Raw genomic sequence first — 25,733 nt, 5'->3', positions numbered from 1 at the left:
CTGGCCCTGATCCTCCCGTGCGAAGATCCAGCATGGTCACCCACGTCAGCGACGACGACATCGGCGCGATCCCCGGGTGGTTTCTTGACTACGACGTCGACCTGTTCAGGCTGCTTCTGGGCAAGACGACCGAACGCCTGGGGCAGGGGAACCTGGCCGAGCTGGGTGTGTACCTCGGCAAGAGTGCCGTGTTGCTAGGGGGTGCGCTCAGCGACGACGAGGTCCTGACAGTGGTGGATCTCTTCGGCGAAGATGCTGCCACGGTCGACAATCAGAGCGAGAACGACGACCAGTACGTAGGCCTGAGTCGGGCCGCGTTCGAGGCCAACTACCTCAAGGTCCACGGCCGGCTTCCGACCATTGTCACGGGACCCAGCGAATCGATCGTGGACCATGCGACGAGGGGAAGTCACCGATTCGTCCACGTCGACGCCTCCCACCACTACGAGCACGTGGTCGGCGACATCCAGGCCGCACGAGAGCTACTGATGGACGACGGCGTGGTCGTCTTCGACGACTACAGGTCAGAGCACACACCGGGGGTGTCCGCTGCGGTCTGGCGGGCCACCGCCAGCGGGCTGCACCCATTCGCGCTGAGTCCAGTGAAGCTCTACGCCACATTCGGCAACCCGCAACCCTGGTTCGACGACGTCCGTGCGTGGGCAACGGATAGCCGTTGGCCGCATGAATTTCAGCACCTCGCAGGCGGGGGGGTCGTACGTCTGTGGCGAGGACAGCAACATTCGGCGGCGGCTTCAACAGGTCGACGTTCCTTGCGTTCGCGCGCCAGGAACTGGGTCATGGCCCAGCGGCGCTGACCTGGCTCAGGGGGCTGGGGTCCCCAGCCGTCGGGCCTCCCACAGCTTGCCAGCCTCGAAGGCCGCCGTGCAGAGCCATTGACGACGCGCATCGGGCGTACCTCGCCAGGGGAATCGGCGCAGCAACAGCGCCTCGTGGCGCACCCGGCGAATGGTCGACTTGGGGACCACTTCAGCCGGGCGGAACTTGGCGTAGAGGGTGGCGGAACCCCGGCCTGAATTGAGTTGCTTCTTGAGGACGCCGCGCAGGTCAGTGCGGATCCGGTAGTGCACAAGGGCATCGGCGACGTACCCCATCGCGTGCCCTGCGTCCTGAGCACGCCAGGCAAAGTCGATCTCCTCGGCGCCGGCGGGGTAGGTCTCATCGAAGCCGCCGATCTCGGTCCAGACGTTTCGTCTGATCCCGAGGTTGCAACCGATCCCATACGTTCGCCCACCCCATGTCTCGAAGAGCCCAGTGGTCAGAGAGGGAACTGGCACCCAGGACGCTGAACGTCCCGACAAGCGGGTGGTCTCGACGGGTCCACTCACCAGCGGATGAGTCTCCAGTCCCCGTCCCAGGGCGGCGACCCACCCGTTCGAGACCACGTCATCGGCGTCGCACAAAAGGATCCGGTCGGTGCTGGCGGCCCGGATCCCGGTGTTTCGCGCGAACGAGACCCCGGAGCCACGAGAGGCGTCGACGACGCGCAACTGCATCAACTGGGAGGTCCATTCGCCCACCGCTGCCGCGAGGTTGTCAGTGGACCCGTTGTCCGCGACGATCACCTCGAAAGCAGGCGCGTCGATCTGTTCGACCAACGCTCCGAGTTGTTGGCCGATGACGTGTGCGGCGTTGTACGTCGGAATCACTACGGATACGCGCGCAGGTCCCGAAGTCACGCACCATCGTAGGACGCGCTGCCTTTGACGTCGCCCGACTTCATCAAAGTCGCACGCGCACGCTGATTCGAGTTTGGGATCAGTCGTCGAGGGGTTGTGCGCCTCGGGCGGCGTAGGGATCGCTCTGGTCCAGCGACCCGAGAGCGACGAGATGTGCGAACTCGGCGTTGTCGCGTTGCACCTGTTCAAAAGTGCCGTAGGACACCACCCGGCCATCGCGCATGAAGGCCAGCGCGTCGCAGTGTCGGACGGTCGACAACCGGTGCGCGACGATCACCATGGTCACTGAGCCTTTGAGGGACTCGATCGTCTCCGTCAGCCGACGTTCGGTCTCGTTGTCCAGGGCAGAGGTCGCCTCATCCAGCACCAGGAGGCTGGGGTCACGGTAGAGCGCCCGGGCTATGCCGATGCGCTGACGCTGGCCCCCCGACAGCCGCATGCCGCGCTCGCCGGCCTCGCTGTCCAAACCCTCCGGCAGCGCGTCGATCAGGTCGGCGAGCTGAGCCCGTGCCACAGCGCGTGCCAAGTGTTGCTCGTCCACTTCCTCGTCGAATGCGATGTTTTCCCGAATCGTCCCGTCGAGCAGCATCACCTCTTGGGGTACGACGGCGAGCTGACGCTGCCAGGCGGGCAGATTGTCGAACACAGGGACGCCGCCAGCTGTGATCAGGCCTGCTGATGGGCGGTGGAGCCCTAGCAGGATGTCGACGAGCGTGCTCTTGCCGGCCCCGCTGGAACCCACGATTGCCAGCGACGAACCGACCGGTATGTCGACGTCGACCCCTCGGAGCACGTCAGTGTCCGGCTGGCCGGGGTAGGCGAACCGCAAGTCTTCCACCCGGAGATCCCCTGCCGGCACCCGATCAGTGATCACGGCGGCCAGCTCCTCGGCACGGTGCCGCGCCAGGTGTTGATGGATCCGGACCATGTGTTCCAGCGGGGCCCGCGCGAATCTTATTCCGGCCAACGCATTGATGAGGCGCACACAGCTGGGCAGAATCCGAGTACCGGCGGCCACGAAGATTCCCAGCAGCACCAGGCCGTCAGCCCCGCTGGAGGCTGACGTTGCCGCCACTGCCAGGAGGCCCACCCCAAGAACGAAGACGATCTCGAGAAAGTACTTCGGGACCTCGTTCAGGATCCCCGCTCGCGCTCCTGCTTCGGCATTGGCCTGGCTCGCCGCGCGGAAGACGTCGACGAACGGTGCGTGGGCTTGCCTCAGCTTGATCTCTTTGACAGCGGTCAAGGACTGCAGCGAGGCGCGAGCCACTGCCTTGGACGCGTCGAGGGTGTGCTGGCCCGCCAGCACGATGCGTGGCCGGATCATCCGTTGCACCACCCACGCGGCGAGTCCGAAGTACAGGGCGGCCGCGACCGAGACCTCCGGCGAGATGAACAACAGGGAGACGAAGATGAACCCGATGGTCAGGATCTCCGTGAACGCAGCAAGTGCCGAGGTCAAGCCGCCGGCATAGCCAATCCCAACCGCGCCGGACACCATCCAGAGCTTGTCAGAAGTGTTCTCGCGCAAGTGCCACGAGTAGGGGCCGGTGAGGTATCCCTCGAGCAGAGCCGTCGAGACCGTCACTTGCTGGTTGGCCATGAATGACAACTGCCAGCGACGCACGAGAAGCGCGGCGATGTCCTTGAGGATGAACGAGCTCACGATGATCGAGGCGATGGACCCCACGAGGACCTGCAGAGGGGGCTCGTCCAGAGCGCGGTTGACGAAGCCGAGGGCTCCGGCATCGAGAGGTTGCCCCGTGACGTATTGCATCATCGGCAACATCGCAACGACGCCGGCCATGTCGAGGAGGGCTAGCAGGGCAGACAAGCACGCAGAGAACGCCAAGCGTCGACGAGTCTGGTCATCGATCAGGGTCCCTGTGCCCCTGGGAAAGCCCAAGAACCGTGCCACGCGAGGTAGAGCGCTGCTCAGCATGGGCACCTGCGTAGTTTGACATCCACGTGCGCCTCGCAGTGCAGAAGTCCTTCGATGCGCCGCCACGAGCGGCGGGTCACTGCAACGGACTGCTCATCCGCGGGCCGGGTGCAAGGATGGTGCAGTGTCCAGATTACGCGTCGTGCTCGTCTCGATGTACCTCGGGTTCGAGGGAGTCCCACACGCAGGTGGCCGCTACCTGCTCGAGCTCCAGCGGTTTCTTGCCACCGAGTCCGAGTTGACGATGCTGGCTGTCCGAAGCCGTCTGAACGAGGAGAGCGCCGCTGCGCCGGGCGTGCCCGATCGGCTGCTCCTGCTCGGTCACGAGACAGGGCGAGGTCTGATCAACGGCGGGTTGAACCGGCTGGCGATCCAGGCGGACGCACGCTGGCGGCGGTGGGACCCAGGCGCCCCATCGTTGCCGTTCCTGCTCGGGCTCGCTCGTAGTCGGCACGCGCGGGAGGCAATTCGAGCTGCGGACATCATCGACCTCCAGTGGTCGCAGTCGATACGGCTGGTGCGCCTCATGCGTCGGCTCAATCCCGACGCCCGCGTCACCGGCACCTTTCACGACGTCATGTCGCAGTCGTTCGCGCGGCGCGCTGAGCACCGACCCCGCGAGCGCAGACACTGGGAGGCCGTCGCACGTCGCTCTCGCAAGCACGAGGCAGGCATGGTGGCTCGGCTGGACGAAGTCCTTGTCTTCAGCCACAAGGACGCCGAACTCCTCGGCCTGACGTCGTCGGCCGTCGTCGTGGCACCCCCGCTCGCCAGCGGTTCCGAGCCGCCACACTTGCCCCACACGAACAAGATCGTTCTTGTCGTCTCCTACTTGGCGCGTGAGGAGAACGACACGGCAGCACACTGGGTGCTCGACGAGGTATGGCCGGGCGTGCGAGCGGCTCACCCCGACGCTCGGTTGCGGTTCGTGGGAGGCGGGGTGCGCCCGGGTCTCGCGAGCCGCGTCGACGCCGAGGGGGAGTCGTCGGGAGTGGAGCTGGCGGGCTTCGTCTCCGACCTCTCGGCCGAGTATGCCGCGGCCACAGCCTGTCTCGTGCCTGTGCTGCTGGGCGCGGGCGTCAAGTTCAAGACGATCGAAGCCTTGGTCCAGGGTGTTCCAGTGGCCACGACCACCGTGGGTGCTGAGGGGATCGGCGATCCTGATCTGTTCGTGAGGGTGACCGACGTTGCCCCCGACCTGGCAGCGGCGCTCACCGAGGTGCTCTCCGACCCCGCTGCGGCTCAGGCACGAGCAGATCGAGGGCAGGAATGGAGTGCGCGGACCTACGGCGCGAGCACGTTCGGCGAGACCATCAGGTCGACCTGGGGCGACGCGGAGAACCTCGCTACCTGATCCCGCGAATGGTCTCGGCGAAGCCTGGTTCACTGTCCACGAGCCGCGCCACGAGCCAGCGGGCCCCGTCAGCGTTCAGGTGATCGCGGTCGCCGTACAACACCTGACCGTCCTGCACCATCGAGCACGTGTCGTCGTCGCAGAAGTGTCGTGCTGTGGGCAACAGCGTGGTCCGGGGCTGGCCTTCGATGGCCGCTTCGAGCGTGGGCAAGTAGTCGTCCCTGATCGCGTCGAACCTGCTCACGGGCTGGCTGCACATCGGTGCGCTCAACACAGGAGCGCGACGAAACTGACAGCTGAAGGCGTCGAAGGGGTAGTCCGGGATGTCGTCGGCCACGAAGACTCGAATCCCTGTGTCGGCGAGTAGTTGGACCGCGGTCTGGAGTGCTTGCCGCGCCTCTGCCGTGGTGTCACGGCTCCACCATCGACTGAGGATCACCACCCGCAGCGCCGGCATCTGCGACAGGACGTCGAGAGTCGTGTCCAATCCTTCCGGAGTCCCCATGAAGAAGGGGCTGCGCACGGAGTAGATCGCCACGTTGACGTCCGGGAACTGCTCCACGAAACCCACGAACAAGTGCTCGGCGTGGCTGTCTCCCACCAAGGCCACCCTGACGGGGCCTCCGGTCCGAGACTGGCGACAAAGGCCGTTGTCGGCGACCGTGACAGCGATCTCCGACGACGTGCACGGGTTGCCGGGCGCCTCCGGGAGCGCCGCCGCTTCTCGCTCGACCTCGTCCCTGGGGTAGGCCACCTCGAGGCGGCCCGACTCGAGCGCTGGAGCCCATACCTCGGTAGCGATGAGACGGGTAGCGACCCCAACCAGCACTGGAAAGAGGACGCAGGTAATGACGACTCGCGACATGCGCCGCCAGCCGAGTGGGGGTAGGGAGCGCACTCGTTGCTCGAGCCAGTAGTACGACAGGAGGGCAGGCAGCACTGACGCGGTGGCGGCCATGACTGCGGTGTAGGTGCCAAGAGGCCAGAGGGCGAGCCCGAAGACGATGAAGGGCCAGTGCCAGAGGTAGAGCGAGTAGGACCAGTCGCCGATCAGGGACAGCGGTTTCGTCGCGAGTAGCCGGCTGATGGGGTTGTCGGAAAATCCTGCCGCGATGAGCAGCGTCGTCCCCGCAACAGGGAGCAGGGTGGCCTTGCCCGGGTAGGGCATTTCGCCGTCAATCATCCAGAACGAGCCGACGAGGAGGACTGCGCCGATGCAGGCAAACGTCATTGCGACACCTCGTCGTTGCAACCAGGGCAGCCATCCGGCGAGCAGCGCCAGACCTGCGCCTGCGGCGAACTCCCAGGCGCGGTTGAGCGGACTGTAGAACCCGATCAGCCAGGAGTCGGCAGGGACGCCCAGGCTGGTGCCGCGGATCATCACCAACGACAAGACGCCCACGATCGCCACCATGGCAAGGGCGACCACTCGCTGCCTGGCGACGCGATGGCCCACCTGCGAGGCAAGGAGCAACAGGAGAGGAAAGGCGATGTAGAACTGCTCCTCGACCGACAGCGACCACGTGTGCAGGAGCGGATTGCTCTCGGCCGGAGACTCGAAGTAGGCGCCACTGACGGATGCGATGACGGCGTTGGCCACCAGCAACATGGCCCCGATTCCGGTGTCGGCAGCGATGCCTTGTCGGTCGAAGGGAGACAGAAGCAGCGATGCTGCGATGAGGCTCACGACCACGACTAGGGCCAGCGCGGGGGTGAGGCGCTTGAACCGGCGCAGGTAGAACCGGCCCAAGTTCAAGGTCCCGGACTTCTCCCACTCCCGCTGCAGCATCGCAGTGATCACGAAGCCGGAGATGACGAAGAAGACGTCGACGCCGACGAATCCTCCTGGGATGGCCAGCCCTGCGTGGAAGGCAATGACCGAAAGCACTGCCACGGCCCGCAGGCCTTGGATGTCGGACCGCCGCTCACCGTGCAACGAGGAGGACGGGCTGGCCATGGCTGGAAGTATCGCGGCGCCACCTACCCGAGGGCAGGTATTGAGCAAACTTCCTCGAAGCGTGGGGGGAAGTCGCGCGGCGAAGGATCGGGACAGCTCATCCGGGAGGCGTCACGAGTCCGTGCCCGACGAGATCGTTGAGCGCGACCTCGATGAGGGCGCCAGCGTCCGGATGTGCCCCGTGCTCGACCTCGGCCGCGGTGACGAGGTCTGGCACCGTCACCGGCACGGCGAGCGCCCGCCAGATCGTCGACCCGAGTCCGGCAAGCAGGTGCGCGGTGTCCCCGATCATCACGACCAGCTCGTCGTCGTACTCAACGGCATCGAGCCACGGGCTCCTGGACCACTGACCGGGTTGGGGTGGCGGCAGGTCGACCAGCGGGTGGTGGAGGGGAGGCCGCTGCTCCCGCTGGGGTTCTGACAGAAAGCTCACCAGCTCGTCGAGGTGGTCGCCGATCTCCTTGTAGTGGAGGGCGAACGCCCCGCCGCACTGCTCGATGGTCTCGCCGAGGGTGAGCAACGGGTCGGGGAGCAGGACCAACGAGGAGGTCTGGGGCACGATCTCCACGATCGCCTCCGGCGTGGTGACCGGCACCAGCCCTTCGGTTCCCTGTCCGCGTCGCAGCAGCACGATGCGCCGCAGTGTCGCCTGATCGGGCGGGGTGAGGAGCCCGGCATCATCGGGGGAGACGGACGCCTTGCGTTGTGGGCGCGTCGGGTCGGTGATGACTGACAGCGGTTTCGCGTGGGCGTGGACGGTCATGTCGGAACTGACCGAAACGGTCTCGTCAGACAGGTAGCCCAGGCGGGAAGCCAGGGCCCGGATGGCAGTGGTCTTGCCCATTCCGGACTCGCCGACCACGGCGAGTGCTCGGCCCTCCTGGTCCGCGACGGCGCCGGCGTGCATGTTGAGCCGCGTCCCGGCGGTTGCTTCGAGCGCCCGCAGGGTGACCCGCGACGTCATGGCGTAGTCGTGCTGGTCAGCCTCCAGGGCTGACAGGCCGCCGGTATCCGCGCTGACCTCGGCAGGATCCGTGGTGAGGGCTCGAGACCACTGGTGTCTCAGGCGCGATGCGGTCTGGGCGTCACGTGCCGGCACGGCCACGGCCACGCCGAGGACGCGGACCACCACGATGTCGGTGCCCTGCCCTGTCACGGATCGAACTGTAGGCGGGGCAGAGGGTACAGCGCTGCGTGTGCACACCGCGTGCCCCAAATTGATGAAGATGCGACGAACTGTGGTATCAGCGTGGATCTGCCGTGGGACGGCCGATCCCTTCGGCTACCTACTCTCGTTGGAGAGAGTTGATTCAGGGTTCGGGCCCTATAGGCAGGAAGGGACCGACATGACTGAGACACTCCGACCCAGTCGGCGTTCCTTCGTGCGCGCTGCCGCTTGGACCGTGCCCGTCGTGTCCATCGCCGCGGCGGCACCGGCCTTCGCTCTCACCACCACGTCGACCTTTGTGACGGACACTCCCGTGAAGTGGGGCAGCGGTGCGGTCAAGCACGTGTCGTGGGACCTGACGTTGAACAACGGCGCCAAGGTCATCGACACCGTCTCGATCACCTTTGACTACATCCCCAACGGTAGCGGCTCGTTCAACACGTTCACGATCTACGGGTTCAGCCCAGTCGTCGACAACGGCTGGGTCAAGGGCCCGGTCAGCCCCGTGTCGCCGTACACGGTCACCGCCACGCACGCGGCAGACATTCCGGCCAACTCGGTCTACCGCATCCACGTCGACTTCGACGGTGCCGATGCCTCCGCCGGCTCGGTGTCTGCGACGGCGACCATCAAGTACGTCAACATCGCCGGCACCGTCACGGTGCCTTTCGGCACCAAGGCCTGGGTCGCCGGCAGCCAGCACGTCGGCCACTGAGACCTCGGCATCACCCACCTGCCGTCGCCCATGGCGGACGGCGTGTTGCTCTGAGGAGCCCAAGTGGATACCGCAGGGGCACATTCGACCGCATTGTGTTACCTACACGTAGTCCTCGCGTGGCAGGCGCGGTCCCCTCGCCCGCCTAGTCTTCTCACGAGACAGAAAATCACAAGGGTTCGGGCCCTTTGATCTGGGGGGACCCGAAATGACCGAAGCGCTCGTCCGACCGAGTCGGCGCTCTTTTGTGCGCGCTGCAGCCTGGAGCGTGCCGGTTGTCTCCATCGCCACGGCTGCCCCGGCTTTCGCCGCCTCCCCTTGCGCCGCCCTGACGAACCAGACCCTGGACTGGGACGGGGCGAACACGACCTACACCCGCAACAGCCCCGCCAGCGGAACGGCGATCTTCGACCCGGACGGTCTTGGCCCGATCCCGACCCTGACCCTCGGGGTCGCTGCGTCGTACGTCGGCAACATGCGCGCGGGCAACGAAGCTGGCTCGACCGCCAACGCACTGAGGGTGAAGGCAGCCATCGGCGGCCTCGGAATCTCCGGCCTCGGGTTGGAACAGGCGACCACGTCGAAGAGCCCCCAGGGCAGCGCTGACCGGGGCACCTACACCTTCACGTTCAGTCAGCCGGTCACCAACCTGAGGTTCACCCTCACCGACATCGACTCGGCGTCGAATGACTTCTGGGACGTCCTCCAGCCCCAAGCGGGCTACACCGTCACCAGCCAGGGCAGCGGCGTCGGGACGGACACCAACGGCATCGGCGGCGGCCGGAGGTTCTTCCGGACTGTTGCGAATGGCCCGGTGGACAACACCACCGGCAGCGCCGGAAACCTCGGCCTGAGCTACGCCGGGCCGGTCACCACCTTCTCGATCACCTATTGGAACGGCGCGAGCGCGTTCGGGGACACGATCGACACCGACCAGATCATTTACATCAGCGACATGACGTTCGACTACAAGCCCTGCTGACACAACCACGAACAACAGCACCCCGGTTCCGCGTTGCGGAGCCGGGGTGTTGTCATTGCGCCGTACCCGCCCCGGTGAGGCGGGCGCGACGCAGGGCGACTACTTGTTGGCCTTGCGCGACACCGACGCGGTCTTGGCGCGGGCATTCGCGTCGAGCACTACCTTGCGGATCCGCACCGCGTCCGGGGTGACCTCGACGCACTCGTCGTCGCGGCAGAACTCCAGGCTCTGCTCGAGCGAGAGGTGGCGCGGCGGGATCAGCTTCTCGAAGTTGTCCGAGGTGGCGGACCGGATGTTGGTCTGCTGCTTCTCCTTGGTGATGTTGACGTCCATGTCGTCGGCGCGTGAGTTCTCGCCGATGATCATGCCCTCGTAGACCTCGGTCGTGGGCTCGAGGAACATGACCCCCCGCTCCTGCAGGTTGGTCATGGCGTAGGCCGTGGCGGCGCCCTTGCGGTCGGCGACGAGCGAGCCGTTGGTGCGCGAGCGGATCTCGCCGGCCCACGGCTCGTAGCCCTCGGAGATGCCGTGGGCGATGCCGGTGCCGCGGGTGTCGGTGAGGAACTCGGTGCGGAAGCCGATCAGACCTCGCGCCGGCACCATGAACTCCATCCGGACCCAGCCGCTGCCGTGGTTGGTCATCGACTCCATGCGGCCCTTGCGGGAGGCGAGCAGCTCGGTGATGGTGCCAAGGTATTCCTCGGGGGCGTCGATCGTCAGGCGCTCGTACGGCTCGTGCAGCTTGCCGTTGACCTCCTTGGTGACCACCTGCGGCTTGCCGACGGTGAGCTCGAAGCCCTCGCGACGCATCTGCTCGACGAGGATGGCCAGTGCCAGCTCACCGCGGCCCTGCACCTCCCACGCGTCGGGACGCTCGGTCGGGAGGATGCGCAGCGACACGTTGCCGACGAGCTCCTGGTCGAGACGGTCCTTGACGAGGCGAGCAGTGACCTTGCCGCCCTTGGTGCGACCGACGAGCGGCGAGGTGTTGGTGCCGATCGTCATCGAGATGGCCGGCTCGTCCACGTGGATGAGCGGCAGCGCGACGGGGTTCTCCGCGTCGGCGAGGGTCTCACCGATGGTGATCTCGGGAATGCCGGCCACGGCGACGATGTCACCGGGCCCAGCGCTCTGACCGGGCTGGCGCTCGAGACCCTCGGTGACGAGGAGCTCGGTGATCTTGACGTTCTTCACCGAGCCGTCACGACGCATCCAGGCGACGGTGGAGCCCTTCTTGAGAGTCCCCTCGTGGACCCGGACCAGCGCGAGCCGGCCGAGGAACGGGGAGGCGTCGAGGTTGGTGACGTGGGCCTGCAGCGGGGCGCCCTCGGTGTAGACGGGGGCGGGGATGGTCTCCAGGATGGTCTTGAACAGCGGCTCGAGGTCGGAGCCCTCGGGCATGGTGCCGTCTTCGGGCCGCACGAGGCTGGCGATGCCGGCACGGCCGGACGCGTAGACCACGGGGAAGTCGAGGGCGTCCTGGCTGTGGCTCTCGTCCAGCAGGTCCATGAAGAGCTCGTAGGTCTCGTCGACCACCTCAGCGATGCGGGCATCACTCCGGTCGGTCTTGTTGACGACCAGGATCACGGGCATGTCGGCGTTGAGCGCCTTGCGGAGCACGAAGCGTGTCTGGGGCAGCGGGCCCTCGGAGGCGTCGACGAGCAGCACGATGCCGTCGACCATGGACAGGCCGCGTTCCACCTCGCCGCCGAAGTCCGCGTGGCCGGGGGTGTCGATGATGTTGATGACCATCGGCTGACCGCCACCAGCGGGCCCGGCGTAGTGCACGGCCGTGTTCTTCGCGAGGATGGTGATGCCCTTCTCGCGTTCGAGGTCACCGGAGTCCATGACGCGCTCGGCGACGCTCTCGGCCTGGTGGGCCGTGAAGGCACCCGCCTGACGGAGCATGGCGTCCACCAGGGTGGTCTTGCCGTGGTCGACGTGAGCCACGATGGCGACGTTGCGGAGGTCTGAGCGTTCAGGCATGCGAGAAGAACTGCCTTTCGGGGGCGAAACGAGGGGTCCGTATGGCGCGGATGGCGCCGTTGCAGGCTACCGGAGGGCCTCCCCTGCCCTGCAATCGCAAGAAGTCGGGTTGCTGGCGACTGAGTTGTCTAGGCCCCTTCTCCACAAGAGGTCCACCCTTGATCAACAACGGTGCGCGCCGTGCCTGACCCCACGTAGGTTCGTGTTTGTGCCTCAGGCGGGCACGAGTGAGCGAGCGAAGGACACCCATGTCGAACACCACCGAAGTCGTCTCGATCCCCAAGCCCCGGTTGCACGGTTCAACGCCGACGACGGGAACGCTCGACTGGGACGGGGCTGATGTCGTCTACTCCAGGCCGAATGGCGGCCGAGCCGCAGCGACGTACTCCAAGGTGGGCGCCGCGCCGCTGACGGTGACGATGGGTTGCGCCTACACCGGCAACATGAAGCCGGGGGCGGAGTTCGTGGCCAACGGGAACTCCAACTTCACGCTTCAGTCCCACGTAGGTGGACTCGACATGGGTGGGGTGTGCCTCGAGCAGTCGACAACCTCGTGGGACGCCGCGGGGAGCCAGGATCGGGGCATCTACACGTTCACCTTCAGCAGGCCGGTCACCAACCTGCGCTTCACGATCGCTGACATCGACAGCTACGGAGGTTCCTGGGACGCCGTCATGCCGAGTCCGGGATACGCGATCGTCAGCAAGTCGCCCGACATCGCCGAGCAGCCTGACCCGAGCTTCGGCGGAGCGTGCGTCTTCTCCAGCACCGTGAGCGACAACGGGGTGCCGGACGAGACGGTCTCAGGTGGCCATCTGACCTTGAGCTACGCGGAGCCGATCACCTTCATGTCCCTGATGCTCTGGAACGGCGCCGGCTCGTTCTCGGGCACGGTCGACACCGACCAGCGTCTCATCGTCTCCGACCTCACCTTCGACTTCGCCCCCTGAGTTCAACCGGGCTGACCGCGACGATGGTGCGGCCTCACCCCTGAGAATCTTCCGCACGTCGGTGGGAGGGGGTAGACCTGAGTCCATGGACATCTCTCGGGGACGCTGTCACTTCATTCCGCCGTGGTTGCTCGAACGCGTGGGCGCCATGGGCTCGCTGGCACTGGACGAACAGCTCCGTGCACGACGAGCGGCCCACGCGCTCCAACCGAGGAACCAGGCGGCCGCGGCTGTCGACGTGGCGGCATGGACCGTCCACGACGCCGGCAGTGCGACGACCCTGCCCGGGCGTCCGGCACGCGCGGCGGGGCAGCCGGAGACCGGGGACGTGGCGGTCGACGAGGCCGCAGCGAGCATCGAGGCGACGCTGGAGATGTTCGCCGATGGCTTCGGTCGATCGTCCTACGACGGCAAGGGGGGCCCTGTCACGATCTCGGTCCACTACGGACGCGCCTACGACAATGCCTTCTGGGACGGCACCCACCTGGTCTTCGGTGACGGGGACGGCGAGGTCTTCGAGCGCTTCACCAAGCCGGGTGACGTGCTGGCTCACGAGTTCGGCCACGCCGTGACCGAACACACCGCCGGCTTCGTCTATCGCAACCAGGCCGGTGCCCTCAACGAGTCAGTCTCCGACGTGATGGCCGCCTGCTTCAAGCAACACACGCACCGCCAGTCCGCGGCCGAGGGCGACTGGCTGATCGGCGAGGGGATCTTCGTCCCGACGATCCGTGCCCGCGCCCTGCGCGACATGGCGGCTCCGGGCACCGCCTACGACGACCTCACCCTCGGCAAGGACCCGCAGGTCGGGCACATGGCCGACTTCATCGACACCGACGAGGACAACGGCGGCGTCCACCTCAACTCCGGCATCCCCAACCGAGCCTTCCAGCTCGCAGCCACCACCATCGGCGGCACCAGCCTCGAGGGTGCCGGTCAGATCTGGTACGCCGCACTGACAGCCGGCAGCCTGCAGCCGAACGCCGACTTCGTCGACTTCGCCGCTGCGACCATCGCTGTTGCCGGAGGGCACGCGGAGGCGGTCACCGAGGCGTGGCGCGCGGTCGGCGTGATGCCCGGCAGCCAGGTGGGCCTGCCGTCCGAGGCGCCTGCGGTGTGGGTGCCGGCGCCCAGAGGAGCCGACACGGTCCGGGTCAAGCGGTCCGGCGGCTTCGCCGGGCGCACAGAGGAGGGCGAGCTGTCGCTCAGCGACGCCGAGAGCGAGCTGCGATCCCTGGTCGAGCGCATCGACTTCGACGCGGCGGCGGCCAGCGCTGCGGCGTACAGGCAGCTGCCTGACATGTTCGTCTACACCTTCCGGGTCGCCGACGGCGACCCGATCACCCTCCCCCAACAAGCACTCTCGGGCGACCTGCACGAGCTGGCCAGCCTGGTGCTGCAGCACGGTCGGGAACGTTGAGGATCAGCCCAGGGCTCGATCCAGGGCCGCCTGGACGTGCAGCGTCGTGCACGGGATCGCGGGGAGCTCGATGTCGGCCTGGCGGACCAGCAGCTCGAGCTCGGTGCAGCCCAGCAGGATCGCGCCGGCACCGGCGTCCCAGAGCTCCTCGGTGATGGCGACCACCCGGCGTCGGGTGGCATCGACCACGTTGCCGTGGACGAGCTCGTCGTAGATCGCGTCGTTGAGGGTGTCGTGGTGCTTCGCGTCGGGGACGAGCACCGTCACTCCGTGAGACGCGAGGCGTTCGACGAAGAAGGAGTCCTCCATCGCGACCTTGGTGCCGATCAGGCCGACCGTCGAGTGGCCACCCTGCAGGCACGCCTCGGCAACCACGTCACCCAGGTGGAGCAGGGGGATGTCGACGGCCGCGGCCACGGCCTCGGCGACCTTGTGGAAGGTGGTCGTGCACAGCAGCAGGAAGTCGGCGCCCGCGCGCTCCACCCCCCGACCCGCTTCGGCGAGCAGCTCCCCCACCTGGTCCCAGCGTTCGTGGTCCTCGAGGTCGGTGAGTTCGGCGAAGTCGACGGTGCTGAGCACGATCTTGGGCGAGGAGAGTCCGCCCAGCCGCTCCTGCACCCCGACGTTGAGATCGCGGTAGTAGACGGCGCTGGATTCCCAGCTCATCCCGCCGATGAGTCCGATGGTCTGCACGCGCGCAGTCTTCCAGACTCCGCTCAGACGCGGTGCACCTTGTGGGCCGCGGCCTGCGCCAGGGGCTTGATGATGACCTCGTCGATGTTGACGTGGGCGGGCAGGGTCGCGATCCAGCGCACCGCCTCGGCGACGTCCTCGGCCACGAGCGGATCGGCCACGCCGGCGTAGACGGCGTCCGCTGCCGCCTGGTCACCTCTCGATCGCACGAGGGAGAACTCCTCGGTGCGCACCATCCCGGGTGCCACCTCGGAGATCCGGATCGGCTCGCCGTTGAGCTCGAGCCGCAGCGTCTGGGTCACCACCCGGACAGCATGCTTGGACGCCGTGTAGCCGCCCCCCTTCTCGTAGGCCCACCGGCCAGCGGTCGAGCCGATGTTGACGACGAGCCCGTCGCCGCTCGCCCGCAGCGCGGGCAGCAGGGCCTGCGTCACGCGCAGGATCCCGAGCACGTTGACGTCGTACATCCTGGCCCAGTCGTCGGCGTCGGCCGACTCGATGGGTTCGGAGCCGAAGGCGCCACCCGCGTTGTTGACGAGGACGTGCGCAACCTCGACCTGCGCGGCCAGCGAGGCCACCGAGCCGGGATCGGTGACATCGAGGGGGACCGCGACCCCACCGATCTCACCGGCGAGGGTCTCGATCCGGTCGGTACGGCGAGCAGCGCACACCACCCGGAAGCCCTCAGCGGCCAGCGCCCGTGCGGTGGCGGCGCCGATGCCGCTGGAGGCACCGGTGACGACGGCTGTCTTCTGTTCGCTCATGCGGTGCATCATGCCGTGCCGACCCCGCCCGACCCACGCCCCTGATTGGATGCTCCCGTGATCATCGCGGCAGCAGACGGCTCGGCCCTCGGCAACCCCGGACCAGCAGGATGGGCGTGGTACGTCGACGACACGTGCTGGGCCTCGGGCGGCTGGCCGCACGGCACCAACAACATGGGCGAGCTGATGGCCGTCCTGGACCTCCTCCAGCAGTCGGCCCACATCGACGACGAGCTCCACGTCTTCTGCGACAGCACCTATGTCATCAACGCCATCACCAAGTGGATGGCCGGCTGGAAGCGCAAGGGCTGGAAGACCGGTGGCGGCACCCCGGTGAAGAACGTGGAGCTGATGAAGGCGCTCGACGCCGCCATGCAGGGCCGACGGGTGAGGTTCGAATGGGTCAAGGGTCACGCCGGGCACGAGCTCAATGAAGCGGCCGACGTGCGGGCCAACGCCGCTGCTGCGGCGTACCAGCGAGGTGAGGTGCCCGACCCGGGCCCGGGCTTCGCCGGCAGCAGCACCGACCACCCGGCGGCGAAGGTCGGTCAGGTCGAGGAGGAGCCGGACCTCTTCAGCGACCTCGTGGACGAGGTCTCCGACGAGGAGCAGGTGGTCGCCCTGGAGCGGTCGTTGCTGAGCGACGAGGTGCGCTCCGACCGAGCAGCGGTCGCCGCTCTGCTGCATCCTGAATGGCAGGAGATCGGCACGTCCGGGGTGCTGTGGGAGCGCGAGGTGCTCCTCGACGACATCGGCCCTCTCGACGCATCGGTCACGCTGGAGGTCCTGAACGTCTCCAGACTCGCGCCCGACCTGATCCTGCTGGTCTGGCGCGCCTCCTCCGATGACGGGAGCCGTCTGCGCAGCTCGCTGTGGCAGCGCACCGGCGGGCACTGGCAGCAGCGGTTCCACCAGGGCACCGCCGAGGCCTGACCGCCGGGGGAATGGTCGGCCCGGTCGTGCTGTTGCACCCGGGAGGCGCCCCACTCCGCTGGGCGGTGCCGTGGACGAGAGGATGCCGCGCGTGGACCGGGTCGCGATGATCAGTCTGCACACCTCCCCGCTCGACCAGCCGGGGACGGGCGACGCGGGCGGCATGAACGTCTACGTCGTCGAGCTGTCCCGCCGGCTCGCGGCGAAGGGGATCGCGGTCGACGTCTTCACCCGCGCCACCTCTTCGGAGCTGCCGCCGGTGGTCGAGGCGTTCGACGGCGTGCACGTGCGGCACATCGCGGCCGGGCCCTTCGAGGGGCTGGCGAAGGGCGAGCTGCCGGGACAGCTGTGCGCGTTCGCCCGCGAGGTGCTGCGTGCCGAGGCCATCCAGCCCCAGGGCCACTACGACGTCGTGCACTCCCACTACTGGCTGTCCGGGCAGGTCGGGGCCCTCGCCCGGGACCGCTGGGGCGTGCCGCTCGTGCACTCGATGCACACGATGGCGAAAGTCAAGAACGAGGCCCTCGCCGAGGGCGACACCCCCGAGCCGCTGGCCCGCCTGATCGGCGAGGAACAGGTCGTCGAGGCCGCCGACCTGCTGATCGCCAACACCGACCTGGAGGCCAGACAGTTGATCGAGCTGTACGGCGCAGAGCCGGACCGCGTCGAGGTGGTGCACCCCGGCGTCGACCTGTCGGTCTTCAAGCCGCTCGACAAGGCCGTCGTCCGCCGCGAGCTCGGCCTGCCTGCGGACGCGGCCGTGCTGATGTTCGCCGGTCGCATCCAGCCGCTCAAGGCCCCGGACGTGCTGCTGCGCGCGGTGGCCGAGCTCCTGCAGCAGGACCCCTTGCTCCGCTCGCGGCTCGTGGTGCCGATCGTCGGTGGACCCTCCGGCAGCGGCCTCGAGCACCCCGAGTCCCTCGCCAAGCTCAGCGCCGAGCTGGGTCTCGACGACGTGGTCCGCTTCGTGCCTCCGGTGGCGCAGGCGGAGCTCGCTCGCTGGTGCGCTGCCGCGACAGCGGTCGCCGTACCCTCCTACAACGAGTCCTTCGGGCTGGTGGCGGCCGAGGCGCAGGCCACCGGGACCCCGGTCGTGGCCGCGGCTGTCGGTGGCCTCACGACGGTCGTCGCCGACGAGGTCTCGGGTCTGCTGGTCGAGGGCCACGAGGCGCGTGACTGGGCAGCAGCGCTTCGCCGGCTGATCGACGACCCGGCGTTGACCAAGCGCCTCGGCGAGGGCGCTCTGGCCCACGCGGGCGACTTCTCCTGGGACCGCACCGCCGATCGGACGCTCGAGGCCTACCGCGGCGCACGCACGCTGATGCGTGATGAGATGTCGGCGTGACCTCCGTCGCCGACACCATCCGGGGTTATCTCGACGCCAACGAGATCGACTACGAGTCACCGCGCGAGGGGACCTTCTCGCTGACCCTGCCGGGGGAGAAGAAGCTGCAGACGCCGGTGCGCCTCGACGTCGGCGAGCACGCGCTCGGCGTCCACGCCTTCGTCTGCCGCAACCCCGACGAGAACCACGCTCGCGTCTACCGCTGGCTGCTCGAGCGCAACCTGCGCATGTACGCCGTCGCGTTCGCCGTCGACCACACCGGCGACATCTACCTGGACGCTCGCCTTCCCCTGTCGTCGGTCAGCCACGAGGAGCTGGACCGGCTGCTCGGCTCCGTGCTGGCCCACGCGGACGCGTCGTTCAACACCATCCTCGAGCTCGGGTTCGCCTCCTCGATCCGCAAGGAGTGGGAGTGGCGGATCTCGCGGGGGGAGTCGACGCGCAACCTCGACGCATTCCGCGGGTGGCTCGAGGCGGGCACCGACCCCGCCCCGCCTCCGGCTTAGCTCGCGACCAGCACCGCGCCGAGTGCGAGCGCGGCCGGCACCGCCTGGATGAAGAGGATCTTCCGGCTGATGGTCGCTGCGCCATACAGGCCAGCGACGATGACGCAGCCGAGGAAGAAGACCTTGAAGGCGAGGTCGTCGTCGACCAGGCCCCAGACGAGACCGGCGGCCAGGAACCCGTTGTAGAGACCCTGGTTGGCCGCGAGCGACTTCGTCTCCTCGGCGAACTCCCTCGTCAGCCCGAACGCGCCGCGGCCGGCCGGCTTCGTCCACAGGAACATCTCGAGCACCAGGAAGTAGGCGTGCAGGGCGGCGACAACGCCGATCAGGATGCTGGCGACCAGGCTCATGCCCGCAGCATGGCATGCCGGCTGACGCGTCGCCTCGGTCCGCTTCGTGGGTCGAGCTCCGTCAAATGGATGCAGGCAGTGTCAATACCCGGTCGGCGACGTTACGACGAATTCCCAGGGATAGACATCCGGAATCCCCATGTTGCCTCGCTGCGCTATTGTTCGGCGGCGCCTCCGGGGCCACGGTCAATCCGACCGTCGGCACTCACCATGGCCATCTGGCCGACGAAAGTAACGGGGAATTCAACTATGTTCTGCCCGCATGTGTCCACCAAGAGAATGGCTCTACTCTCTATTTCCGCCCTGATCCTCGGACTGGCGGCGGTTCCGCCAGCGGTTGCGACGACCGCAACGGGAGACAAGGACTGGAACCTCAGCAATTCGCTCGGCGGTGACGGCGAACTCGTGTGCACCTACGGCGCCGCCGGCGATGGAGCCGTCTCCGGGGACTGGGACGGCAACGGGACCGACACGCCGGGCGTGTTCCGCGACGGCACGTGGCACCTCGCCGACTCGTGTGGCGGCACCGGCGAGCTGACCTCGTCGTTCGGCGACGTGGGCGACAAGCCCGTCGTCGGGGACTGGGACGGGAACGGGACGGACACCCCGGGTTTCTTCCGAGAGGGGGTCTGGTACCTCTCGGACGACCGCTCGGGAGAGGTTGACCACCAGTTCGCCTTCGGCCTCTCGACGGACACCCCGGTCGTCGGAGACTGGAACGGTGACGGCATGACCACCGTGGGCGTCTGGCGCGACGGCACGTGGCAGCTGACCGACTCATTGGAGGGTGGCGTCGACCACGGCTTCACCTACGGCGCCACCGGTGACGCGCCGGTGGTGGGCGACTGGAACGGCGACGGGCGCGACACTCCTGGTGTCGTCAGCGGAGCGGAGTGGTCCCTGTCCGACGTCCTCGGCGGCACGGGCGATCACCAGTTCTCCTACGGGGTCGCCGGCGACCAGCCAGTGCCGGGGGACTGGGACGGGGATGGAACGGTCACCGCGGGAGTCGCGCAGGACGGAGCCGATGAGGCTCTGCTCACTGCTGAGAGCGCCGCTGCTGCGAAGGTTGAGTGTGGGCGAACGCCGATCCCAGCCAACCCGCCCAGTGGAACCTCGTACAAGTTCGGAGGGGGCGCCGGTTATCCGGACATCGTCACTCAGGTGAAATTCAAAAAATGTCCTGGCGAGTTCACCGTTGTCCGCAAGAAGAGCAAGCTGAAGGAGACGCTTGACGACGCCGATCCCGGCGACGTCGTGTACGTGCGAGACAGCGCGAAGTTTGACTTCACCAGCCTGACCAAGGACCACATTGTTCTTCACGTTCCCAACGGAGTTACGCTGGCCAGCGGCCGCGGGCGCCAGCGCGAGGACGGAACATCTCGAGGAGCACTCCTCAAAACCACCGTGGCGACGGAGGGCCGCGGAATGATCTCGGTTGGGACGGGTGCCCGGATCACTGGTCTCCGGATCCAGGGACACAACGACACGAACTGTATCCAGGAGAATTACCCAGCAGACCCCGGCGAGACCTGCGTCAACTCCAGGGGAATTGTCGCCACCGGGGAATCGATCGAGGTCGACAACGTGGAGATCTTCGACTGGACGTACGCAGGGATCGCCCTCGCACCGGGTGAGGTCGACGTGATCGACACGCACATCCACCACAACTACTTCCACCACAACCGGAAGCAGGAGGCCGGGTACGGAGTCGTGTTGGACACCGGGACGTCGGAGGCCTTGGTCGAGTGGAACCGGTTCAACTACAACCGCCACGCCGTCGCCGGCAATGGAGGGACCAAGCAGTCCTACGAGGCGCGCTACAACCTCGTTCTCTCTGAGTCAGAGGGGCACATCTTCGACATGCACGGCGACCCCGCCGAGGAGAACAACCCGGAGCGGATCGCGGGAACGGACATCAGGATCCACCACAACTACATCCTTCACACCCGGTTCGCCAGCGTTCTGGTTCGAGGGATCCCCGAGGTTGGCTCGTGGACCTGGAGCAACTGCATGGCGCGTGAAAGGAAGATCCCCATCCCCGATGGTGAAGAGGCCAATTTCACGACGTACACCATCGCCCAGGCGATCGCCCAACCGGACGCAACCCCCGACAACCCTGACGACGCCGAACTCCCTGACAAGTTCTACCCGACGGGAACAAGGTTCTTCGTCGACCAGAAGCCTGGTGGGGCCCCTGGCGATGTGGAGAACGAATTCGGCCGGACTGCGGAGCAGTGTGGAGTCGCCAAGGATCTTCGCTGATCCTGAGAGCGGTCAATCGCTGCTTCGCTGATTAGCCACACATGCCCTTCGGCCCGCGACGTCTCCGTCGCGGGCCGGCGGGCACCGCTGACGTCAGGCCCGTGCCCGCGGCGTACGGCGGGCCAGCAAGACCCCCACGATGCACAGCGCGCCACCGACGAACGCCAACGCCGGCGGCACCTCGTCGAGGAGCAGCCACGCCATCAGCGTGGTGATGAAGGGGACGAGGAACGTCGACTGGGCGAACTTGCCCGCATCGGCGTGGCTCAGGGCGTAGGTCCAGGTGCTGAAGGCGATCGCGCTCGGGAACACGCCGAGGTAGAGGATCCACCACCAGGTGTCGGCGCTCGCGTCGGTGAGCACGCTCACCGTCTGGCCCGCCCAGGGCAGGCAGACGACCGCGCCGACGACGGCATACCAGAACGTCATGTCCAGGACCCCCATCGCGGACAGCAGCCGCTTCTGGGTGAGTACGCCGATGGCAAACGTCAGCGCCGCGACGACGGCGAGGAGCACGCCCACCAGGTCACCGTTGCCGCCCTGCGAGGACGCCTGGCCGATGATCACGACGCCGGCGAAGCCGACGCCCATCCCGATGAGCAGCCACTTCGTCAGCCGCTCGCCCAGGAAGAAGGTCGCCAGGAGGCCGACGAGGATGGGACCGATCTGGACGATGAGGGCCGCGGTGCCGGCGTCGATGCGGCGCTCCGACTCGTTGAGCGTCAGGTTGTAGACGCCGAACCAGCTGGCCCCGCCGACGAGCACGAGCGGCCACTCCCTCTTCGTCGGCAAGCGGGGGAGCCGGCCCTTCATCAGGACCACCAGGGCGAGGATCATCACGAGCAGCCGGCTCAGCGACAGGGCGCCGGGCGGCACCGACTCCCCGAGGTGTCGGATCCCGACGAAGGCGCTCGCCCAGAGGACCAGCGTGGTCGCGACCGCCGCGAGTGGCAGCCAGGACGGTGTGGCGTCAGTCGGTGGGGGAGACGGGACGTCAGCGGGCTGGGTCGGCGTCCTGCCGGGTGTGGTGCCGGGGGTCATGCCGGGTGTCGTTGTCACAAGTCAAGGCTACGGACGCCCATGACCGGCCGCGAGCGGATTTCGGACAAGGAACCGCGACTTCCCGCCGACGATGGAGGGGTCGGGCTACCTCAGCTCGCGATCGCGATCGCAGCCCTCCTCGCCGTACTGCTGCCTCTGATCGGCACTGCAGTCAGCCGGCATGGCCCGAACCATCGCCTCGGCAATCAGCGGGGAGAGCGCCGCCAGCACGAGGGTCGCGAGGAACCCCACGACGTGGCGACTGCGCAACCAGACGAGCAACGCGAGCGCGAGCAGCAGCAGCGGCGGCGACCAGTAGAAGACCAGCAGGCCGGTCTCCGATCCCGGCCCCGAGCACACCACTCTGCCGCGCAGTGACTTGGGCGCCAGCATGATCCCTTCGTCGTCATACCCGGCACATTGCTCCAAGGCCCGGATGACGAGTGCGACGAAGGACGCGTATGCCGCGCCGAAGGCCGCGAGGATCGCCAACGTCACCAGCGAGCGCTCGAGCCAGGTTCGCTGTCGGGAACGCGTCACAGGTCGAGCTTGTATCCCAGTCCGCGCACGGTGACGAGGTACTTCGGCTCGCTCGGGTCGGGCTCGAGCTTGGCTCGGAGGCGCTTCACGTGGACGTCGAGAGTCTTGGTGTCCCCTACGTAGTCCGAACCCCACACGCGGTCGATGAGCTGCCCTCGGGTGAGCACGCGACCCGGGTTGCGCAGGAACATCTCGAGCAGCTCGAACTCCTTGAGCGGCAACCGCTGCTCGGTCCCGTCGACGGTGACGACGTGACGCTCGACATCCATGCGCACGGGTCCGGCCTCGAGCGTGTCGGGCAGGAGGTCGGGCTCCTGTCCTCGGCGCAGCACGGCGCGGATGCGGGCGACGAGCTCGCGGGGGGAGTAGGGCTTGGTGATGTAGTCGTCGGCGCCGAGCTCGAGGCCGACCACCTTGTCCACCTCGTCGTCCTTGGCGCTGACCATGATGACGGGCACGCTGGACGTCTGACGGATCTGACGACACACCTCGGTGCCGGGCACGCCCGGCAGCATGAGGTCCAGCAGCACGATGTCGGCGCCGTTGCGCGCGAACTCCGCAAGGGCGGCGTTGCCGTCGGCTGCGATCGCCACCTCGTAGCCTTCCTTGCGGAGCATGTAGGCGAGCGGATCGCTGTAGCTCTCTTCGTCCTCGACGACAAGCACCCGCGTCACCGGCGTACCTCCTGCGGTTCGATGTGGTCCGCGCCGTCTCCGGCGTCGGTTGTTGACTCAATGGGTCGTGGGACCTGCTTGTGGGGGGCGAGGGGGGCCTTCGGCGTACGCCGCACAGGCACCACCATCGCGACCGGCTCCATCGGCCCGGTGCTGCTGGGCTCGGGGCTCAGCGGGAGGGTGAGGGTGAACGTCGATCCCTGGCCCTCGACCGACCAGACGCTCACGTCGCCACCATGTGTCGCGGCGACGTGCTTGACGATCGAGAGGCCGAGACCGGTGCCTCCGGTGGAGCGGTGCCGCGCCGGGTCGACGCGGTAGAAGCGCTCGAAGATGCGGTCGATCTCGCGAGCGGGGATGCCGATCCCTTGGTCGACCACCGAGATCTGTGCGGTGTCGTCGACCGACTTGGAGCTGACCAGCACCCGAGAACCCGCCTCGGAGTAGGTGACCGCGTTGGAGACGAGGTTGGTCACCGCTGCGCTGATCTGGTCGAGGGAGCCGAACACCTCGAGGCCGCGATCACCGGTCGTGACCAGGGTGATGCCCTTGGCGCCTGCATCGATGACGCTGGTGTCGACGGCGGCCGCCACCACATTGTCGAGGGACACCCGGGCCGGGGTCTCGAGCGGGTCGTCGCCCTGGAGGCGGGACAGCTCGATGATCTGCTGCACGAGCTTGGAGAGTCGGTCGCTCTCGGTGAGCATGCGCCCGGCGAAGCGCTGGACCGCCTCGGGGTCGTCGGAGGCGTCGGTGACGGCCTCGGCGAGCAGTCGGATCGCACCTACCGGGGTCTTGAGCTCGTGGCTGACGTTGGCGACGAAGTCGCGGCGCACGGACTCCACCCGGCGCTCGCGGGTGCGGTCCTCCACCAGCGCGAGGACGAGCCGGGAGCCCAGCGGGGCCACTCGGGCCACGACCGTACGGGCAGTGGAGGTCTGCGTGCCGAGCTGCATCTCGGTCTCGCGGATCTGGCCGTCGCGGCGGACGAGGCGGATCAGGTCCAACAGGTCGTCGACCAACACCTCGCTGCCGCGCACGAGTCCGAGGGCATAGGCCGGCGCGGACGCCTTGAGCACGTGATCCTCAGGGTCGACCACGACGGCGCTCGACCTCAGGACGGCCAGGACGGCGGCGACGCCGAGAGGGACGGGTGGCTCGTCGACGTGCGGGCGTTGCGACTGCTGGCGGTCGCTGATGTGCCACGCAAGCACCCCGCCGCCGGCGACGATCGCCCCGATGGCGGCGGCAACAGCTGCCAGAAGCGTCGGATCCACACTCTGATCGTACGCATTGTGCGCGCTCCCGCCTGCCGATGAGACCCCGAGCACCCAGTGTTCATGCGGCGTTCATCGCCCCCCTGCGCCTCGCCGACGCTCCGAACATAGGCTGGGCGGCATGCGTGAGGCCTTCCATGACCAGCTCGACTCCGTCTTCATCGACCTCGCCGCCATGTGCGGGCAGGTCGAGGTCGCGGTCAACCGTGCCACGGCAGCACTGCTGACCGGCGACGCCGCGATTGCCGAAGAGGTCATCAGCGCCGACCGGGCCATCGACGCCAACCGGGAACGCGTGGAGGACAACGCCTTCGCCCTGCTCTCGCTGCAGCAGCCCGTGGCGGGCGACCTGCGCGTCGTCGTCTCTGCCCTGCGCATGGTCAGTGAGCTCGAGCGGATGGGCGACCTGTCGGTCCACGTCGCCAAGATCGCTCGCCTGCGGGTCCCCAACATCGCCGTACCCGACTCGATCCTGGAGACCGTCGAGAAGATGGCCGAGGTCGCCGAGGACATGGTGCGTCGGGTGAAGTCCATCATCTCCGACCGCGACGTCGAGGCAGCCATCGAGCTCGGCCGTGACGACGAGATCATGGACCAGCTCCGCCGGCGCAGCTTCGCCGAGCTCCTCGGCGATGACTGGGCCCACGGGGTCGAGGCTGCCGTGGACATCGCACTGCTCGGCCGCTACTACGAGCGCATCGCGGACCACGCCGTGTCCGTGGCCAACCGGGTCATCTTCGTGGTCACCGGCGAGCAGGTCTCGCGCCGCGACAACTGAGGGGTCGTCGCTGGTCCCCCTGCTACCCGGGGGAATCGAACCTTCCCGCGGCCTGCAACACGGGGGAAGGTGACGACACGCCTATGAAGTCGGGCCAAGGATGGCGTACGGCGCCGTGCGCTCGGGTGTTGGTTCACAACTGGCGGCGTACGACGTGGGATCCCGGGTCCTGGGTGTCGGGTGCCGCCACTTGAGGGCATCCGGCGCCGGTGCTCACCTGGCTGGCGTCAGAGCCCGACGTGAGCCACTTCCTGACGAAGTCCTGCACTTCCAGGCCTTTGCAACGGGGCGGAGTCCATCGGTCTAAGCAACGCTGACTGAGGAGCGTTGTGATGCCGAAGTGGATCTCGTTCGAGATGCAGGAGGAGTTCTTCGATCTGGTGTGTGGGGGTG

General features: G+C 67.5%; 23 protein-coding genes. 11 read left to right on the top strand and 12 right to left on the bottom strand.

Features of this window, described 5'->3' with window-relative positions; translation table 11 throughout:
• Positions 1-32: 32 nt before the first annotated feature.
• Complete coding sequence (locus tag VNJ48_RS01765; RefSeq protein WP_325598504.1) at positions 33-818, top strand: class I SAM-dependent methyltransferase; 786 nt, start codon at positions 33-35, stop codon at positions 816-818.
• Between the two features lie 6 nt (positions 819-824).
• Here VNJ48_RS01765 and VNJ48_RS01760 read toward each other — a convergent pair whose 3' ends face one another.
• Positions 825-1,700, bottom strand: a complete 876-nt coding sequence (locus VNJ48_RS01760) for a glycosyltransferase family A protein (RefSeq protein ID WP_325598502.1) — start codon at positions 1,698-1,700, stop codon at positions 825-827.
• A gap of 79 nt (positions 1,701-1,779) precedes the next feature.
• Complete coding sequence (locus VNJ48_RS01755) at positions 1,780-3,534, bottom strand: ABC transporter ATP-binding protein (protein ID WP_325598500.1); 1,755 nt, start codon at positions 3,532-3,534, stop codon at positions 1,780-1,782.
• A gap of 232 nt (positions 3,535-3,766) precedes the next feature.
• Between VNJ48_RS01755 and VNJ48_RS01750 the strand changes: the two genes are divergently transcribed.
• Positions 3,767-4,996, top strand: coding sequence for a glycosyltransferase (locus tag VNJ48_RS01750; protein WP_325598498.1), 1,230 nt, complete (start codon positions 3,767-3,769; stop codon positions 4,994-4,996).
• On the opposite strand, the gene VNJ48_RS01745 is transcribed toward VNJ48_RS01750, so the two are convergent.
• Positions 4,989-6,953 carry an acyltransferase family protein gene (locus VNJ48_RS01745; RefSeq protein WP_325598496.1) on the bottom strand — a complete coding sequence of 655 codons (1,965 nt, stop codon included), beginning with the start codon at positions 6,951-6,953 and terminating at the stop codon, positions 4,989-4,991. The two genes, VNJ48_RS01750 and VNJ48_RS01745, sit on opposite strands and share 8 nt — an antisense overlap.
• A 97-nt stretch (positions 6,954-7,050) precedes the next feature.
• A complete protein-coding gene (locus VNJ48_RS01740) occupies positions 7,051-8,109 on the bottom strand; it encodes a hypothetical protein (protein WP_325598495.1) in 1,059 nt (352 codons plus the stop codon).
• A 190-nt stretch (positions 8,110-8,299) separates the two neighbouring features.
• On the opposite strand from VNJ48_RS01740, the gene VNJ48_RS01735 reads away from it, so the two are divergent.
• Positions 8,300-8,836 (top strand): hypothetical protein, encoded by a 537-nt coding sequence (locus VNJ48_RS01735; RefSeq protein WP_325598493.1) that lies wholly within the window; start codon positions 8,300-8,302, stop codon positions 8,834-8,836.
• 268 nt (positions 8,837-9,104) lie between these two features.
• A complete protein-coding gene (locus VNJ48_RS01730; RefSeq protein WP_325598491.1) occupies positions 9,105-9,818 on the top strand; it encodes a hypothetical protein in 714 nt (237 codons plus the stop codon).
• 99 nt (positions 9,819-9,917) lie between these two features.
• Here VNJ48_RS01730 and typA read toward each other — a convergent pair whose 3' ends face one another.
• Positions 9,918-11,804, bottom strand: a complete 1,887-nt coding sequence (typA, locus tag VNJ48_RS01725; protein WP_325598489.1) for a translational GTPase TypA — start codon at positions 11,802-11,804, stop codon at positions 9,918-9,920.
• A 248-nt stretch (positions 11,805-12,052) separates the two neighbouring features.
• On the opposite strand from typA, the gene VNJ48_RS01720 reads away from it, so the two are divergent.
• Positions 12,053-12,754 (top strand): hypothetical protein, encoded by a 702-nt coding sequence (locus tag VNJ48_RS01720; RefSeq protein ID WP_325598487.1) that lies wholly within the window; start codon positions 12,053-12,055, stop codon positions 12,752-12,754.
• 85 nt (positions 12,755-12,839) lie between these two features.
• Complete coding sequence (locus tag VNJ48_RS01715; protein ID WP_325598485.1) at positions 12,840-14,174, top strand: protealysin inhibitor emfourin; 1,335 nt, start codon at positions 12,840-12,842, stop codon at positions 14,172-14,174.
• A 3-nt stretch (positions 14,175-14,177) separates the two neighbouring features.
• Here the strand turns inward: VNJ48_RS01715 and VNJ48_RS01710 are convergent, their stop codons facing one another.
• Positions 14,178-14,867, bottom strand: a complete 690-nt coding sequence (locus VNJ48_RS01710) for an aspartate/glutamate racemase family protein (RefSeq protein ID WP_325598483.1) — start codon at positions 14,865-14,867, stop codon at positions 14,178-14,180.
• Between the two features lie 23 nt (positions 14,868-14,890).
• Entirely contained in the window at positions 14,891-15,631 is a 741-nt protein-coding gene (locus tag VNJ48_RS01705; RefSeq protein WP_325598481.1) for an SDR family NAD(P)-dependent oxidoreductase, read from the bottom strand.
• 57 nt (positions 15,632-15,688) lie between these two features.
• Between VNJ48_RS01705 and VNJ48_RS01700 the strand changes: the two genes are divergently transcribed.
• The 3 genes from VNJ48_RS01700 (at position 15,689) to VNJ48_RS01690 (ending at position 18,415) form a co-directional block, all read left to right on the top strand.
• Positions 15,689-16,564, top strand: coding sequence for an RNase H family protein (locus VNJ48_RS01700; RefSeq protein WP_325598479.1), 876 nt, complete (start codon positions 15,689-15,691; stop codon positions 16,562-16,564).
• Positions 16,565-16,646: 82 nt separating this feature from the next.
• Entirely contained in the window at positions 16,647-17,909 is a 1,263-nt protein-coding gene (mshA, locus tag VNJ48_RS01695) for a D-inositol-3-phosphate glycosyltransferase (protein ID WP_325598477.1), read from the top strand.
• On the top strand, positions 17,906-18,415 hold the full coding sequence (locus VNJ48_RS01690; RefSeq protein WP_325598475.1) for a YbjN domain-containing protein: 510 nt from the start codon (positions 17,906-17,908) through the stop codon (positions 18,413-18,415). Before mshA ends, VNJ48_RS01690 begins: the two co-directional genes overlap by 4 nt.
• Here the strand turns inward: VNJ48_RS01690 and VNJ48_RS01685 are convergent.
• Positions 18,412-18,765 carry a DUF1304 domain-containing protein gene (locus tag VNJ48_RS01685; protein WP_325598473.1) on the bottom strand — a complete coding sequence of 118 codons (354 nt, stop codon included), beginning with the start codon at positions 18,763-18,765 and terminating at the stop codon, positions 18,412-18,414. The two genes, VNJ48_RS01690 and VNJ48_RS01685, sit on opposite strands and share 4 nt — an antisense overlap.
• Before the next feature lie 210 nt (positions 18,766-18,975).
• Between VNJ48_RS01685 and VNJ48_RS01680 the strand changes: the two genes are divergently transcribed.
• Positions 18,976-21,030: a hypothetical protein gene (locus tag VNJ48_RS01680; RefSeq protein ID WP_325598471.1), complete on the top strand. Its 2,055-nt coding sequence runs from the start codon at positions 18,976-18,978 to the stop codon at positions 21,028-21,030.
• 93 nt (positions 21,031-21,123) lie between these two features.
• Here VNJ48_RS01680 and VNJ48_RS01675 read toward each other — a convergent pair whose 3' ends face one another.
• The 4 genes from VNJ48_RS01675 to VNJ48_RS01660 form a co-directional block, all read right to left on the bottom strand.
• Positions 21,124-22,089: a DMT family transporter gene (locus tag VNJ48_RS01675; RefSeq protein WP_325598469.1), complete on the bottom strand. Its 966-nt coding sequence runs from the start codon at positions 22,087-22,089 to the stop codon at positions 21,124-21,126.
• Positions 22,090-22,176: 87 nt separating this feature from the next.
• Positions 22,177-22,611 carry a hypothetical protein gene (locus VNJ48_RS01670; RefSeq protein WP_325598467.1) on the bottom strand — a complete coding sequence of 145 codons (435 nt, stop codon included), beginning with the start codon at positions 22,609-22,611 and terminating at the stop codon, positions 22,177-22,179.
• Positions 22,608-23,285 carry a response regulator transcription factor gene (locus VNJ48_RS01665; protein WP_325598465.1) on the bottom strand — a complete coding sequence of 226 codons (678 nt, stop codon included), beginning with the start codon at positions 23,283-23,285 and terminating at the stop codon, positions 22,608-22,610. Before VNJ48_RS01665 ends, VNJ48_RS01670 begins: the two co-directional genes overlap by 4 nt.
• Positions 23,282-24,562, bottom strand: a complete 1,281-nt coding sequence (locus VNJ48_RS01660) for a sensor histidine kinase (RefSeq protein WP_325598463.1) — start codon at positions 24,560-24,562, stop codon at positions 23,282-23,284. The genes VNJ48_RS01665 and VNJ48_RS01660 overlap by 4 nt, the downstream gene beginning before the upstream one ends.
• Before the next feature lie 121 nt (positions 24,563-24,683).
• On the opposite strand from VNJ48_RS01660, the gene phoU reads away from it, so the two are divergent.
• Positions 24,684-25,340, top strand: coding sequence for a phosphate signaling complex protein PhoU (phoU, locus tag VNJ48_RS01655; RefSeq protein WP_325598461.1), 657 nt, complete (start codon positions 24,684-24,686; stop codon positions 25,338-25,340).
• Positions 25,341-25,733: the final 393 nt, after the last annotated feature.

Source organism: Nocardioides sp. (assembly GCF_035576065.1).
Classification (GTDB): domain Bacteria; phylum Actinomycetota; class Actinomycetes; order Propionibacteriales; family Nocardioidaceae; genus Nocardioides.
Note: the sequence above shows the minus strand (reverse complement) of the source record. Positions and strands in the feature narration are given on the sequence as shown.

What these genes read in the sequence shown, in the direction of transcription:
- VNJ48_RS01765 (WP_325598504.1), top strand. Translation starts at nt 33, where the DNA reads ATGGTCACCCACGTCAGCGACGACGACATCGGCGCGATCCCCGGGTGG.
- VNJ48_RS01745 (WP_325598496.1), bottom strand. Translation starts at nt 6,953, where the DNA reads ATGGCCAGCCCGTCCTCCTCGTTGCACGGTGAGCGGCGGTCCGACATC.
- VNJ48_RS01735 (WP_325598493.1), top strand. Translation starts at nt 8,300, where the DNA reads ATGACTGAGACACTCCGACCCAGTCGGCGTTCCTTCGTGCGCGCTGCC.
- typA (WP_325598489.1), bottom strand. Translation starts at nt 11,804, where the DNA reads ATGCCTGAACGCTCAGACCTCCGCAACGTCGCCATCGTGGCTCACGTC.
- VNJ48_RS01720 (WP_325598487.1), top strand. Translation starts at nt 12,053, where the DNA reads ATGTCGAACACCACCGAAGTCGTCTCGATCCCCAAGCCCCGGTTGCAC.
- VNJ48_RS01715 (WP_325598485.1), top strand. Translation starts at nt 12,840, where the DNA reads ATGGACATCTCTCGGGGACGCTGTCACTTCATTCCGCCGTGGTTGCTC.
- VNJ48_RS01705 (WP_325598481.1), bottom strand. Translation starts at nt 15,631, where the DNA reads ATGAGCGAACAGAAGACAGCCGTCGTCACCGGTGCCTCCAGCGGCATC.
- mshA (WP_325598477.1), top strand. Translation starts at nt 16,647, where the DNA reads ATGCCGCGCGTGGACCGGGTCGCGATGATCAGTCTGCACACCTCCCCG.
- VNJ48_RS01685 (WP_325598473.1), bottom strand. Translation starts at nt 18,765, where the DNA reads ATGAGCCTGGTCGCCAGCATCCTGATCGGCGTTGTCGCCGCCCTGCAC.
- VNJ48_RS01680 (WP_325598471.1), top strand. Translation starts at nt 18,976, where the DNA reads ATGGCCATCTGGCCGACGAAAGTAACGGGGAATTCAACTATGTTCTGC.
- phoU (WP_325598461.1), top strand. Translation starts at nt 24,684, where the DNA reads ATGCGTGAGGCCTTCCATGACCAGCTCGACTCCGTCTTCATCGACCTC.